13 protein-coding genes are annotated in these 13,693 nt (G+C 54.5%); 2 read left to right on the plus strand and 11 right to left on the minus strand.

What is annotated here, in order from left to right; all coding sequences use genetic code 11:
- Positions 1 to 40: 40 nt before the first annotated feature.
- The 5 genes from DSD30_RS07410 to DSD30_RS07430 all read right to left on the minus strand — a co-directional run bounded on the left by DSD30_RS07410 (position 41) and on the right by DSD30_RS07430 (position 5,252).
- Positions 41 to 529, minus strand: a complete 489-nt coding sequence (locus tag DSD30_RS07410; RefSeq protein WP_114009019.1) for a hypothetical protein — start codon at positions 527 to 529, stop codon at positions 41 to 43.
- 26 nt (positions 530 to 555) lie between these two features.
- The gene (der, locus tag DSD30_RS07415) at positions 556 to 2,004 is read right to left on the minus strand and encodes a ribosome biogenesis GTPase Der (protein WP_114009020.1); all 1,449 of its coding nucleotides are present in this window, start codon (positions 2,002 to 2,004) and stop codon (positions 556 to 558) included.
- Between the two features lie 252 nt (positions 2,005 to 2,256).
- Complete coding sequence (locus DSD30_RS07420; RefSeq protein WP_114009021.1) at positions 2,257 to 3,624, minus strand: outer membrane protein assembly factor BamB family protein; 1,368 nt, start codon at positions 3,622 to 3,624, stop codon at positions 2,257 to 2,259.
- Entirely contained in the window at positions 3,621 to 4,298 is a 678-nt protein-coding gene (locus tag DSD30_RS07425; RefSeq protein WP_114009022.1) for a DUF2659 family protein, read from the minus strand. The genes DSD30_RS07420 and DSD30_RS07425 overlap by 4 nt, the downstream gene beginning before the upstream one ends.
- 384 nt (positions 4,299 to 4,682) lie before the next feature.
- Positions 4,683 to 5,252 carry an NnrU family protein gene (locus tag DSD30_RS07430; RefSeq protein WP_114009023.1) on the minus strand — a complete coding sequence of 190 codons (570 nt, stop codon included), beginning with the start codon at positions 5,250 to 5,252 and terminating at the stop codon, positions 4,683 to 4,685.
- Between the two features lie 534 nt (positions 5,253 to 5,786).
- Here DSD30_RS07430 and DSD30_RS07435 point away from each other — a divergent pair.
- Both DSD30_RS07435 and DSD30_RS07440 read left to right on the plus strand, forming a co-directional pair.
- Positions 5,787 to 6,143 carry a TraR/DksA family transcriptional regulator gene (locus DSD30_RS07435; RefSeq protein ID WP_114009024.1) on the plus strand — a complete coding sequence of 119 codons (357 nt, stop codon included), beginning with the start codon at positions 5,787 to 5,789 and terminating at the stop codon, positions 6,141 to 6,143.
- A gap of 283 nt (positions 6,144 to 6,426) precedes the next feature.
- Positions 6,427 to 6,939 (plus strand): L,D-transpeptidase, encoded by a 513-nt coding sequence (locus DSD30_RS07440; RefSeq protein ID WP_114009025.1) that lies wholly within the window; start codon positions 6,427 to 6,429, stop codon positions 6,937 to 6,939.
- A 40-nt stretch (positions 6,940 to 6,979) separates the two neighbouring features.
- Here the strand turns inward: DSD30_RS07440 and DSD30_RS07445 are convergent, their stop codons facing one another.
- The 6 genes from DSD30_RS07445 to DSD30_RS07470 all read right to left on the minus strand — a co-directional run bounded on the left by DSD30_RS07445 (position 6,980) and on the right by DSD30_RS07470 (position 13,683).
- Entirely contained in the window at positions 6,980 to 7,330 is a 351-nt protein-coding gene (locus DSD30_RS07445; RefSeq protein WP_114009026.1) for a TfoX/Sxy family protein, read from the minus strand.
- A gap of 134 nt (positions 7,331 to 7,464) precedes the next feature.
- The gene (gene guaA / locus DSD30_RS07450) at positions 7,465 to 9,015 is read right to left on the minus strand and encodes a glutamine-hydrolyzing GMP synthase (RefSeq protein WP_114009027.1); all 1,551 of its coding nucleotides are present in this window, start codon (positions 9,013 to 9,015) and stop codon (positions 7,465 to 7,467) included.
- A gap of 231 nt (positions 9,016 to 9,246) precedes the next feature.
- Positions 9,247 to 10,320 carry a biotin synthase BioB gene (bioB, locus tag DSD30_RS07455; RefSeq protein WP_425359451.1) on the minus strand — a complete coding sequence of 358 codons (1,074 nt, stop codon included), beginning with the start codon at positions 10,318 to 10,320 and terminating at the stop codon, positions 9,247 to 9,249.
- 431 nt (positions 10,321 to 10,751) lie between these two features.
- Complete coding sequence (locus DSD30_RS07460) at positions 10,752 to 11,354, minus strand: MarR family winged helix-turn-helix transcriptional regulator (RefSeq protein WP_114009028.1); 603 nt, start codon at positions 11,352 to 11,354, stop codon at positions 10,752 to 10,754.
- A gap of 122 nt (positions 11,355 to 11,476) precedes the next feature.
- Positions 11,477 to 12,772: an RsmB/NOP family class I SAM-dependent RNA methyltransferase gene (locus DSD30_RS07465; protein ID WP_114009029.1), complete on the minus strand. Its 1,296-nt coding sequence runs from the start codon at positions 12,770 to 12,772 to the stop codon at positions 11,477 to 11,479.
- 212 nt (positions 12,773 to 12,984) lie between these two features.
- On the minus strand, positions 12,985 to 13,683 hold the full coding sequence (locus tag DSD30_RS07470) for a hypothetical protein (RefSeq protein WP_157967607.1): 699 nt from the start codon (positions 13,681 to 13,683) through the stop codon (positions 12,985 to 12,987).
- Positions 13,684 to 13,693: the final 10 nt, after the last annotated feature.

Consider the following 13,693-nt stretch of genomic DNA (forward strand, 5'->3'; position numbering starts at 1 on the left):
GTGAGTCTTTTTGTTATAAAAGAACAGAAAGACAGCAGATTCAGTCCATTATATTCCCGCGTTTATCGGAAAAAGGCAGCTTGAAATTGCCAAACAACGAGCCGCCATCCGTCTGGGAGGACGCGAGACCATCTGGCGGGCTGCATGTGAAGGCGGCAATACGCTCTCCATCAACGACGGCGATCGGGCCCTCGTCACTCGCTGCATGCCAGCGCCAGTGATAGGCATCATCACTGATGCTCACCGGTTCACCCATTTCGAAATAGGCCTTTGCCAGATTGTCTCCTTGCGCAACTGAGCTGCAGACGCTGGCAGGCAAAGCCGCCCATTGACCACAGGTCCCGTTCAGGTAGCAATCGGCTTTCACACACAGGCCGGGTTTGGCAACCCAGCGGCCACCATCAACAATTTGGCAAACCTGTTGCTGGGCAATCTGCCACGCACCGGGTGCCTTCAGAAGCGCCAGAGGCCAAAGCACGATCCCGCAGACAAGACCAACCACGAAAGCGGCAACAACAGACTGCTTCACAACACTTGCGCCTCCCGACGCCTTTCTTACTGGATTTTCCGCTTTGCTGCCTTCGCGGCATAGGGGTTGTCCCCCTTGCGCATCAGCATCCGCACGGGCACAGCCGGAATATCAAAGCTTTCCCGCAAGTCGTTGAGCAAATAGCGGGTATAGCTATCCGGCAGGGCTTCAGGCCGCGAGCACATCACCACGAAAGTCGGCGGACGGGCTTTGATCTGGGTGGCATAGCGAATTTTGTTGCGCCGACCACCAGCAGCCGGAGGCGGGTGTGAGCCAACCGCATCATTCAGCCAGCGATTGAGCCGGGAGGTCGAAATCCGGCGATTCCAGATTTCATAGATGTCGAGAACGGCCTGCATCAGACGGTCAAGATTCTTGCCCGTCAGACCGGAGATCGGCACCATCGGCACATCGCGCATCTGCGGCAGCAAGCGGGACGCTTTCTCACGCAGATCAGCCATCACTTCCTGTGGATTCTCGATCAGATCCCACTTATTGAGAGCGATCACGATGGCCCGGCCTTCGCGCTGCACCAGATCGGCAATCTGCAAATCCTGCTTTTCGAAGGGCTTGGTCACATCAAGCGTGACAACCACCACTTCGGCAAACTGGATCGAACGCAGAGCGTCGGACACTGACAATTTCTCAAGCTTTTCCTGCACCCGGGCTTTCTTGCGCATGCCAGCGGTATCAAACAGCTTGATCTTGCGGTCACGAAACTCCCAATTGACCGAAATGGAATCGCGGGTAATGCCCGCTTCCGGCCCGGTCAACAGGCGGTCCTCACCAATCATGTGATTGATCAGCGTCGACTTTCCCGCATTGGGACGCCCGACAATCGCCACGCGCAGCGGCTTGGTCGGATCATAAAGCGGAGCTTCGGATTCATCATCCTCGATAACGACATCAACCTGTGGCCCGTCTTCCTCGGCAAGCAAGCTGTCGAGCTGATCATTGAGCGGACCGGCAGCCGCCAGTTTTTCTTCCTCATATTTCAGCAATGCTTCATACAGATCGGAAATGCCGATGCCATGTTCGGCGGACAGAGGCACAGGATCGCCAAGTCCCAGCGCAAAGGCTTCATAAAAGCCCGCATCAGATGCCCGACCTTCGGACTTGTTGGCCAACAGGATCGTCGGCTTGCCTGCCTTGCGCACCATCTTGGCGAAATATTCATCCATCGGTGTGATGCCAGCCCGTGCATCCATCATGAACAGAACCACATCCGCCAAGGCAATGGCTTCCTCGGTCTGCAGACGCATGCGGGTTTCAAGCGCATCTTCCTCGGCGACTTCAAGCCCGGCGGTATCAATGATGTTGATCGTCAGATCACCGATCCGAGCTTCGCTCTCGCGGCGGTCACGGGTAACACCGGGCCGGTCATCAACCAGCGCAAGCTTCTTGCCAACCAGACGGTTGAACAAAGTGGATTTGCCGACATTGGGTCGGCCAACAATGGCCACATTCAGTTTCATAACGTTTCCAAAACGCTTTCCGTCCCGACCATCCGGCGCTGCTTGGCAACAGCCTGTCGGGAACGCCAACGGGGAAGACCGCAACCTTGCGCCGTCTCAGCCCGCTAGATAACACAAAACCCCGGACCGGACCCAGGGCACTTCTTATTCTTGTTCGAGCCTTGAAGGAAAGGCCCGCCCTCCCCGCATTTGGCGGGACGGGCGGACCTGATCAATCAAGACAATGATGACTGTCCGTCAGACAAGTCCGGATCAGTTATAGCCGGACAAACGCCCCGATCCACTAAGGGTGATCAGACGACCACCCACCGCAATCGGCGCAATGAAGACAGGATCCTTGGTATTTTTGTTCAGCTTAACCTGCCCGGTTTGCGGGCTGACGGCTGCCAGCTGTCCTTCACTAGACGCAGCCCAAAGGCTACCACCGGCAAGTACTGGACCGGCCCAAGTCGACCGCTTTTTCTTCTCTCTAATGGACGGCAACTGGTTTGACCAGCGAATTTTGCCTGTCTTGCGATTGAGCGCAAAGATCCGGTCATCCAGATCAAGCACAAAGACACTGTTGCCGTTGACGACTGGCGCGTGGCTCGAACCGATATTGCGTTCCCAAAGCCGCTCACCATCACGCAGACGGAAAGCCACCATGTTGCCACTGACCGACGCCACATAAGCAACCCCATCAGCAATCACAGGACCACCCGCAACCGCAGAGATGCCAGACACGGCAAAGCGGCGGCTCCCAAGCACCATGGTGTCGGTCCAACGCATTTCGCCGGTTTTGATATCAAGAGCGGCCAGTTCACCGGAAGTGCCAGCAAACAAAACAGTGTTGCCACTGATCGCCGGAGCCGCAGCGCCAATCAGGCCCGCCCCTTCGGGAATGCCGTTGAAAGACCAAAGCTCGGTGCCATCAGACACATTGACCGCATAGATCGAATTGGTTGCTGTCACCGCCAGCACGACATTGCCCTGCACCGCAGGCGCGCCGCGGGCCGGCGCATCCAGAGCAAAGGACCACAGACGGCGGCCAGAACCGCCTTCCAGCGCAACCAGCTCGCTAAAGCCTGACGCCGCATAGACACGGTTGGCATCCATTGCCACGGCACCGCCCGTGGCAATGCCTTTTTCATTTTCCGGCCGAATGGATGTCGACCAGATCCGGCTGCCATTGGCGGCAGAATGAACAGACACCTTGCCATCCGGCCCGTAGACAGCAACACGCCCGCCATAAGAGACCGGACGCGCACCGGCACGTGGATCGCTCTCGCCGCCGCGAATGGTCGCACTGACGCTCCAAATCCGATTGCCCTGACCGCTATAAGACGCATGTGGCGGATTGTTCGTAGCCGGACCACCAGCCTGCCCCCAGCTATTGAAGGCAACGGCACCGGAAAGAGAAACCGGGCTGCTGTCTTCGGACTTGATTTCAGCCGCGGTTTCAAACAACGACGTCCGGGTGCCGGGCAAAGGCACTTCCTTCTTTGAGAAAGGATTGATGTCACTGGCCAGATCCGCAACGCTGGTGCAGCCAGTCACCAATCCCACCAATAGCATCGACGCCAAAACGCAAACCCGTCGTGACTTCAGACTTTTGCCGTGGTTCAGCTCAGCTGGTTTCATGAGGATTTTCCTTCGCTTGGCGCGAATTTCGAGCGCAGGAAGTTGGCATAGACCTCGGCCCGCTGACGCATCTGCGAGGGCGTTTCCGCATCAGCCACCATACGCTCGGCAATGGGCAGAGCCTTGTCATATTCGGACTTTTCGATATGGGCCAGCAAGACCATCTCACGCGCACTGTGACGGAAGCCATTGTCATCCATCATGCCAGACAATTGCAAAATAACGTCATCCGCCTTGCCCTGATCCAGCATCAGAATGTTGGCCCGCACCCGCGCCAGATCCTGAATGACCGCGTCATGGGATGGATTGGCAGCAATCGCTTCAAATCCGGCAATTGCGCCATCAACATCACCTGAAGTGGCTTTCTCGGCAGCAATCCGCATTTCAGCCAGCAACGGGTAGCCACCAGACCCTTCGGCCTTCAGGCTTTCCAAGGCAGCGATGGCTTCGCTCGACTGGTTGTTGTCGGACAGGGTCAGCGCTGCAAGGAAAGCATCACCAGACTGTTGCGCCTGTGTTTCCTTCCAGTAGTCATAGCCCTTGTTGGCAGCGGTTCCCAACACGATCAGCAGGGCGAAGCCGATAACGAAAGGCCCGAAACGGTCCCAAAGATTGCGGATTTCCTCTTGGCGCAGCTCTTCGTCTACTTCGCGGATAAAATCGGTGTCCGACATGATCTAATGCATCCATCCTTCGACTGAAACGATCAGCAGGTCAAAGCCCGCATCCGATCGCTTCACATACCGGCCATCACCGGCAAAACTCATCCATGCAGGTGAAAAGACCTGCACGTCACTTAATATCTTTTGCCGGACATTAGCGAGTCACACGACAACACGCAATCACTGCAATGCCGTTAGACCCTGAATTGACGGAGAAAACCCCATGCTTGGCCACACCAAGCAGCAAGTACGGGGATCGATCCGGTATTTTTCCAGCCGACATTGCTTCCACAGGCAATGTGGCAGCAATGGGGTCGCACGGCACTTTCCTGCAACCAACTGCCGGACCAAACAGAAGACGGGCCTGTTATTCAGACCTTTTTCGCGAAAACACACTCAGCCGAGTGGTGCCACATCAAAGGCCCATTCATGCAGCCAAAGCACCATCACCGCATAGAAGCCCAAGCCAAGAACGACCGCATAGACATCATTAAGCCAGCGCCCCTCAGGCACGACCACAAGCCCGGCCTGAATGCGTTTTTTGAGCGAAATACGATAGGTGACCGCATAAAACAGGAAAAAGCCAAACAGGATGACATCAGCCAGCGTGCCATTGGCCATCAGATGCGCAAGCGCCCAGACCTTGATGGCAACGGACAAAGGTGAGGTAAGCTTTTCTTTGATCTTGCCCTTGAACGGCGCTGCAAACAGCAGAATGGAGGCAAACAACATCAAGGTTGCTGCCAAATGGCGGGTCCAAACCGGTGGATACCACAGCACCACATCATACCGGGCCACGAAATACCCCCCGAATATCAGCGCTACGGCAGCAAGAGCGACAATCCCATGCAGGGCACGATAGCCCATCATGCCAATACGCTCCACGAGTGCATTTTTAAGGGTTTGGCGCTGCGGCACCAGATGAATAGCAAAAAACAGGATGATTCCGGCAATCAGGGCGAGCATGTGTATGTCCAGTTCAGTCAGGTCTGCGGGCTAGGTATCGAATGTTGCGGTGACTGTCAATTCTTGAGATCACAACTCAACTATATTTGACAAACGTCCTCCTCACCCTACCCTAACGGCAACCAACACCGCATCCCGTGCGGTAACCGACGCAATTGACCAGAAACCCGCCATTTTCATCCATTGGTCTAGACGCATGCGATAAGATGTCCGCACGCACCAAAAAGCCATTGACCTTCTCTGCCACTTGCACCACGCTACCTGACATAGGAACTCTACGGACAAGTAGAGCAATCGGGTATGAACTTGTCAGATGCCCTTTCGTTAAGCATGCAACATGAGGGAAACGCTCTTCTCCCCAAGGCCGTCCCAAGCTGGTATATGGGCTGGGTCAGTGGGGTGAGCCATTCGGCAAGCGCTAAGTGCCAAGTGCGTAGCAACCATCAACAGGCCTACACGGGCGCCCGCCCGGATCGCGGGACAGTGCCTCAGGGCCGCTAGGCTGGCGACCAGAACCGCCATTCGGGAGGTGCCATGTCTATCTCGCCCAAAGCTGCCCTGAAAATGCTCGAAGGAAAGCGCATCGAGATTTCAGATCTGAGTGATATGTCAAAGGAAGCGCGTGACATTGTTTCCCTGGACCAGCAAAGCGTCGGCCGCCTGTCGCGCATGGACGCCCTGCAGGGGCAGGCGATGGCAAAGGAAGCCCAGCGCCGCCGCGATGTCGAATTACAGCGGATCGAGCAGGCCTTTCAACGTCTGGAAGATGGCGACTTTGGCTATTGTGTCGAGTGCGACTCCAAAATCCCCCTGAAGCGCCTCGAAATCGACCCCGCCGCAACCCACTGCGTGCAATGCGCTTCCCTGCTGGAAAAGCTGAAAAAGAACTGACGGTCTTAAGGTTAAGGCAAAATGAAGGCAATTGCAGTTTGCAATGGCTCTAAAAGCAGGTTTTGATAGAGGTATCATCTGCACGGAAATCTGTGCGAAGTCGTGAACAGCCTTGCAAACCTGACGGTTCAAGAGACAGAGTTACGAAGCGAACAGCACAAAAGACCACAGGCGCACCAAGCCATGCCCTGATAATGTTCCTTCGATTGGCTCTCCGGTTTGCTCGCCCGGCTGTTTCCGACCTCAGAAGATCGGGGAACAGACTGCAAGGGGAGCAGACACCATGACCGACCGCAATCAAAAATCTCTCTACCATTGCGTCTTGTCCATTGCAGACCAAACCGTAAGGCATGGTGCTCTCAAATGGACAATGATGGCATGCCTTGCCCTTGCCTTGGCACTCACCTTCCAGCCACGTTCGGCTGAGGCGAAAAGCCGGGGCGTTCATGTCACGATTGATATTTCCAGTCAGAAGATGTTTGTCACAGTCAATGGCAAGCGGCGTCACACCTGGACTGTCTCGACGGCGCGCCGAGGCTATCGCACACCGATTGGCAAATTCCGTCCAACCCGCATGCATCGTCGTTATTATTCCAAACGATATCGCGGTGCACCGATGCCCCACTCCATTTTCTTTTATCGAGGCTACGCCATCCACGGCACCAATGCCATCAAGCGTTTGGGGCGCCCTGCCTCTCATGGCTGCATTCGCCTGCATCCCGACAATGCCAGAACCCTGTTTGATCTGGTCCGCCGCAATGGTCCTCGCAACACCCGCATCGCCATTCGCCGCTAAAACAAGCAGCGAACCACACGTAAAAGGACGCCGAAAGGGCCTACTCCTTGTCTTTCGGTGGCAGGTCACCAACGAATCGCATCGTCAATGCGATCCAGCCAATCAACTCATCCTGCGAGCAATCATCCGCATCCACCCGGACAAATCCGGTCATCGGACGCGACCCGCTAATCAGGGTGGATGCCCCGGGCCTTGCCAAGGCTTCCATCATGTTTTTCTTGCCGACTCGGAACATAAAAACCCGAGTGCCCGATTTATCAATATGCGTGCCGCCAATCATATTGCCAGCGGTGAGAAAGCAAAGTCCTCCCATCATCTTCACCTCCGTCACATCGGGCAACTCAGCCACGACATCACGGAGGCGATGCGCATCAACTTCATCAAAAGCCATAATAAACCCCACAGATCGCAATACTTTTTTAAAGGGCCATTGTAGCAATTAAGTATATTAGTGCAAACTCATATAAAAAAAGGCACCCCGAAAGGTGCCTTTTTGGAAAATAGTTTTTGAGCAAAAATGAGAAATTATTCCCACTCGATCGTCCCGGGTGGCTTCGATGTGACGTCATAGACGACACGGTTGATGCCTTTGACTTCGTTGATGATACGAGTCGCCGCTTTCGACAGGAAGTTCATGTCGAAATGATAAAAATCGGCGGTCATGCCATCAACAGAGGTCACCGCACGCAGGGCACACACAAACTCGTAAGTCCGGCCATCCCCCATTACACCGACGGTTTGCACCGGCAAAAGCACGGCAAAAGCCTGCCAGATGGCATCGTAAAGACCAGCCTTGCGGATCTCATCAAGATAGATCGCATCAGCCTGACGCAGAATGTCGAGTTTCTCGCGGGAGATCCCACCCGGGCAACGGATCGCCAGACCCGGACCCGGGAAAGGATGCCGACCAACAAAGTCACTTGGCAACCCAAGCTCGCGACCCAACGCGCGGACTTCGTCCTTGAACAATTCGCGCAGTGGCTCGACCAGCTCCATATTCATCCGTTCAGGCAGACCGCCCACATTGTGGTGCGATTTGATGGTCACGGACGGACCGCCGGTGAAGGAGACGGATTCGATCACATCTGGATAGAGCGTCCCCTGAGCGAGGAAATCCGCGCCACCGATCCGTTCGGCTTCATCTTCGAACACATCAATGAACAGGCCACCGATGATCTTGCGCTTGCGCTCCGGATCGGTTTGGCCTTCCAAAGCGGAAATGAAAATTTCCGACGCGTCCACATGCACCAGCGGGATATTATAATGCTCGCGGAACAGGGAAACCACCTGCTCGCTCTCATTCATCCGCATCAAGCCGGAATCGACATAGATACAAGTCAGCTGGTCGCCGATCGCTTCATGGATCAACACAGCCGTCACGGACGAGTCGACGCCGCCAGACAGGCCACAAATGACCTTTTTGTCGCCGACCTGCGCCCGAATGCGTGCAATGGCTTCGGCACGGAAATGCGCCATCGTCCAGTCTTTGGAGCAACCGCAGATGTGATGCACGAAATTTGAAAGCAGTTTGCCACCGTCCGGCGTATGCACCACTTCAGGATGGAACATCACGCCATAATGCTTTTTCTCTTCGTTGGCATAAGCCGCATAAGGGGCATTTTCCGATACCCCGATCACTTCAAAGCCCGGAGCCAGCTCGACGACCCGGTCGCCATGGCTCATCCAGACTTCGTGACGAGAGCCGATTTTGTCCCAGATGCCCTGAAACAGCGGGCTTTTGCCGACCACTTCCACATAGGCACGGCCGAATTCACGATGGTCGGAACCTTCTGCCTTGCCACCGGTCTGCACACACAGCGTCATCTGGCCATAACAGATCCCCAGAATGGGAATGCCAGCATTGAAGATCGCCTGCGGGGCACGAGGAGACCCGATATCTGTCGTCGAGGCCGGACCGCCAGAGAGGATGATGCCCTTGGGGCGCATCTCGTAAAATGCCTTTTCGGCATTCTGGAACGGCACGATCTCGGAATAGACACCCGCCTCACGCACGCGCCGCGCGATCAACTGCGTGACCTGTGACCCAAAGTCGATGATGAGAATCTTATCCGTCATTGGCCCTTTTTCCTGATTTGCGTTTCGCTCTTGTCCTCGAGCTTTAATCATCCTCTTAGGACGAAGCCACGGCAAACGCAACGTTCCTTGACGATTTCCGTGCATCAAAAAGAAAAATGCCGACTTTTCCAAGTCGGCATTCTTCAATGCTCCAATTGCAGCATCACAAACCCGGCCTTTGAACCCCGAAAAACACCGGGACACAACGCAGACAGGCCGAGGGGTCTGTTTCTATTCGCCAGCCTCAGCCAAAGGCCCTCCTTCGGCCAGCATTTTCTCCAGATTGGCCTCTGGCACCAGATCATGAGGATGGGTTTCAAACGGCTTGGCCGGACCGGATTCGATCCCGAGCTGCGCCAGCAACTGCCGGTCCGCCACCGCATCCGGATTCTCCGTCGTCAGCAGGGTTTCGCCATAAAAGATCGAGTTGGCACCAGCAAAGAAGCATAAGGCCTGCCCTTCCTTCGACAAGGCCTTGCGTCCGGCAGACAGCCGCACCGCCGAGCGCGGCAGAACGATCCGCGCCACAGCAATCATTCGGATGAAATCGAGAGATTCTACCGACACATGCTCGGCAAAGGGTGTGCCATCGACTGGCACCAGATTGTTGATCGGCACCGATTGCGGGTGGATCGGCAGATTGGCAAGGGTGCAGAGCATGTCAGCCCGGTCGACCTCCTCTTCTCCCAACCCCAGAATGCCACCGGAGCAAACATTGATGCCCACTTCCTGCACAGCTTTGAGCGTATTGAGCCGGTCTTCGTAAGAGTGCGAGGTCACAACCTTGCAATAATGGGATGGCGAGGTATCAACATTGTGATTGTAATAATCGAGCCCGGCATCCTTCAACTGTGCCGCCTGCTCACGGCTCAGCATGCCAAGGGTCATGCAGGTTTCCATTCCAAGGTTTTTCACCTCCTGAATGATCCCCGCCACGCGCTCCATATCCCGATCCTTGAGATTCTTCCACGCCGCCCCCATACAGAAGCGCGACGCACCCTGAGCCTGCGCCTTCTGGGCATAGGCCTTGACCACATCCTTGGTCAGCATCTTCGAGGCTTGCAAGCCGGTCTGATAACGCGAAGATTGCGAACAATATTTGCAATCCTCCGAGCACCCACCGGTCTTGATATTGAGCAGCGAAGACAACTGCACCTCATTGGCAGGGAAGTTGGCGCGATGCACGCTCTGCGCCTTGAACAACAGATCATTGAACGGCATTACAAACAGGGCCATGACCTCTTCGCGGGTCCAGTCATGACGGGGGGAAAAATCTTCGGAATTGGCCAAGAAGGAAAGAGACAAGAAGAAGCTCCTTTCGCAAACGGCATTCGGTCGGTCACCGCAATGCGATCAAATGAGTGGGGGCCTGTCGGCATTCATCCCTAAGCATTTCACGCGATCACGACCACCTCAAGCAACAACAAGGAAACCAAACGCAAAATCGAAGAATACCTAACCTTAGATATAACAACTATCGATCATTTATTCACACATACGATACGCAACAATAGTTATTGATCAAAATCATGAGATTAAAATTTCATAACAGTCGGAGTTTATTGTAATTTTATTTCATTGATCCCAATCAATACGCATTTTTATCAATAATAACAGCCCAATCTCACGTCACTTTTGCATTTCAAAACCACGCCCCCCAGAATCAGAAAACCCGGCCTGCAAGCAAACCGGGTTGATGCCGCACAAAAAGAGCAGCGACGCGCGATGAGAGAATCTCAGGCCAAGGTTTTGAGCAACTGAGACAGGCGAATGCGATCCTGCACATTCATGCCCTTCAAGAGGTCGCTTTCCATTTCCATCACCAGATGGCCAATTTCCGAGGCCACATCGCGGCCCTTCTTGGTCGGCTTGAGAACCACCAACCGCTTGTCGCGCTTGTTCACTTCACGCTTGATCAACTTGCGATCTGTCAGGCGTTTGGCGGCACGGGACACAGCCACCGTATCCAGCAGCGTTTTTGGCTCCACTTCACGCACAGAGACGGCCCCCTCGCGTGACAAGGAGGCCAGCACCTGCCATTCGGCAAGGCTCATGTCCCATTCCTCCAGCAGCATCTTGCTCATCCGACGAGACAAACCTTGCGCCACTTCCAGAATGCGGTAAGGCAGAAAGTTTTCGAGCGTGAAAGCCTCGTCATTGGCCAGCGCCGTAGCCGGACGGCTTTTTGCTTTGGCGCCAGACTTGGCCGCAGACTTTGCCTTGGGCAGCAAGGGCTCCAGGTCCGCAGGCTCCTCCAACGCAAGCTTTGGCTGCGGCGGGGCCATGTCCGGCAAAGTGTCGAACATCGAAACCTGCACGGCATCTCCGGCTTTGGCCATGGCTTCATTCCCTCTCGAAAACAAAAAAATCACGAGTCGTGGTTTACCCCAGCCTCGCGATCTTTTCAATTCACTGGATATGATATCAGACGAAGTTACTGACAGAAAACAGCAAAATTAACCTATTCAGGACGCCGCTCCAGCACCGAGAAGAAAAAGCCATCGGTCTGGGTCGAGGCCGGCGTCAAGGTCACGCTCATCATGTCAGAGGACCAAGGCTTGGGCGCGTCAAAGCCATAAAGATCCTGCCAGACCTCACCAGCCGAGACCAACTCGAAATCGGGATTATTTTCAATGAAATGATAGATCTGGTCTTCATTTTCCGCCGCCAGCACCGAGCAAGTGATATAGACCAGATAGCCACCGGGGCGAACAAACTGGCGCGCTTGTGCCAGCGCCAACTGCTGCTCTTCCACCCGTTTGCCGAGCTGCTCTTCGGTCAGCTTCCATTTGGTTTCCGGGCGACGACGCCACGTTCCGGTTCCGGTGCAAGGCGCATCCACCACCACGCGATCCATCCGACCAAGCAAATCATCCAGCGCACCGTCATTCGGCGTCCGGGTCTGGGCGTTGCGGACGCCAGCCCGCGTCAGCCGATCAACAATCGGCGCAAGACGCGAAGCGTCCGCATCATAGGCGTAGATCTGGCCTTTATTCTCCATCTGCGCGGCCATGGCCAGCGTCTTGCCGCCGCCACCGGCACAATAATCAAGCACCTGCTCACCGGGCCGCGGGTAAATCAGGCTGGACACGATCTGACTGCCTTCATCCTGCACTTCATAAAAGCCCTTGCGGAAGGCCGGATCGCCCTGAATATTCGGCTGGCGCGAATCCCCCTTGCCTGCCGGGAAGCGCAGGCAATCCTTGCCCAGAGCCGTGCGGCGCGGATTGAAGCGCGACAGCTCCTTTTCCACCTTCTCGATGCTGGTCTTGAGGCGATTGACCCGGATATCAACCGGCGGCCGCTGGGAAAAGGCACGGGCCTCCAGCAAAGCATCCTCTTCGAAGGCTTCCATGAAGCTCGCTTCAAGCCATTCAGGAATGTCGCCACGCACCCAGAAAGGGGCGTCTTTCATCGACTTGGCCTGGATCGCGGCTATCTCGGCATCGCTCAGCGGGGCTGGCGCATGATTGTCATCGGCAATCAAGGCCTGCAAAGCCTCGACATCCTTGTTCCAGTCAAAGGCCATCGTCGCCAGTGCCAACGCGCGCGGGGTCTCTTCGCCCATCTTCCAGGCGTGTGACGCACGAGAGCGCAAGGAATCATAGACGATGTTGCCAATCGCCGAACGGTCGCCCGACCCGGCAAAGCGGTGATTGCGTCCCCAATCCTTCAGCGCCTCGGCCACAGGACGCTTGCGCCCTTCCACCTCTTCCAGCACTTCGATAGCAGCTTGCAGTCGACCACCCAGCTTCATTGTCTTTTCCCAGTCTTTTCTTATGAAACAGTCTTGATTGTAGAGGCGATCATATAGAGGAGAAAGCCCGCAGGGGAAAGAGGAAAGAGCGAGAAAAGGCATTCAAACCGGCCTCAAACCATGCACGGAACCAAACAAAGTGGATCACGGAGCCAACAGGCAGAAGGCCGTGCGGAATCAAACAACAGCTGACAGGGCGCGATGAACGGAATTCAGAAAATTTCGAACAGACCGACCGCCAGAGAGGTGAGACCAAATATAAGAGGAAAATAAATTTCAAATATATCAAATTCCACTGCCCTTCGCCCTCTAAATTCCCGACGGTTTTGAAAAATACTTTCATCAAGGCTCTTAAACATTACGATTAGATTCTGATCTAAACAAGCATTCTTCACTTCATTGCTAAATTTAATTAAACTTTCCAAATTTTTAATATTAACATAAAATTGATCACCCCTTACTTTATCAGAAAAAGTATGAACTTGAACATTAAGCTCTTTAAAAAGACCGTTCGCACAATCACGAACTTCTCTAACAATAATTGATGCGTCTTTTTCAGACTCTGAGCTCACCCCTTCAACATTAAGATTAAAAATTTTTACTTCATCAACAAGAGATTGTCTTAGGCAACCAATCTTATCACTGAGTTTTTCTAGCTGCTTATTGTGTTTTTCTAACTCATTTATAGCATCAACAGGATCAATCTCCCATTTATCTGAAAACTCTTTCAGCTGCTCACACCCCTTGCTGAACTCAGGCAATTGATGAATTTTCTCATTTTCCCACGCAATCACGGCTTTTGCCTTCGCCATTTCTCGGCCAAACCACAATCGAAAGAGTAGATAGGCCAACACCAACCCCAGCAGCACATGCAATTCGATGTTGGTTATCAACGGGATGGCTTGCTCCACCTCATCCACT

Origin of the sequence: Cohaesibacter intestini (assembly GCF_003324485.1) — a bacterium.
GTDB classification, from domain to species: domain Bacteria; phylum Pseudomonadota; class Alphaproteobacteria; order Rhizobiales; family Cohaesibacteraceae; genus Cohaesibacter; species Cohaesibacter intestini.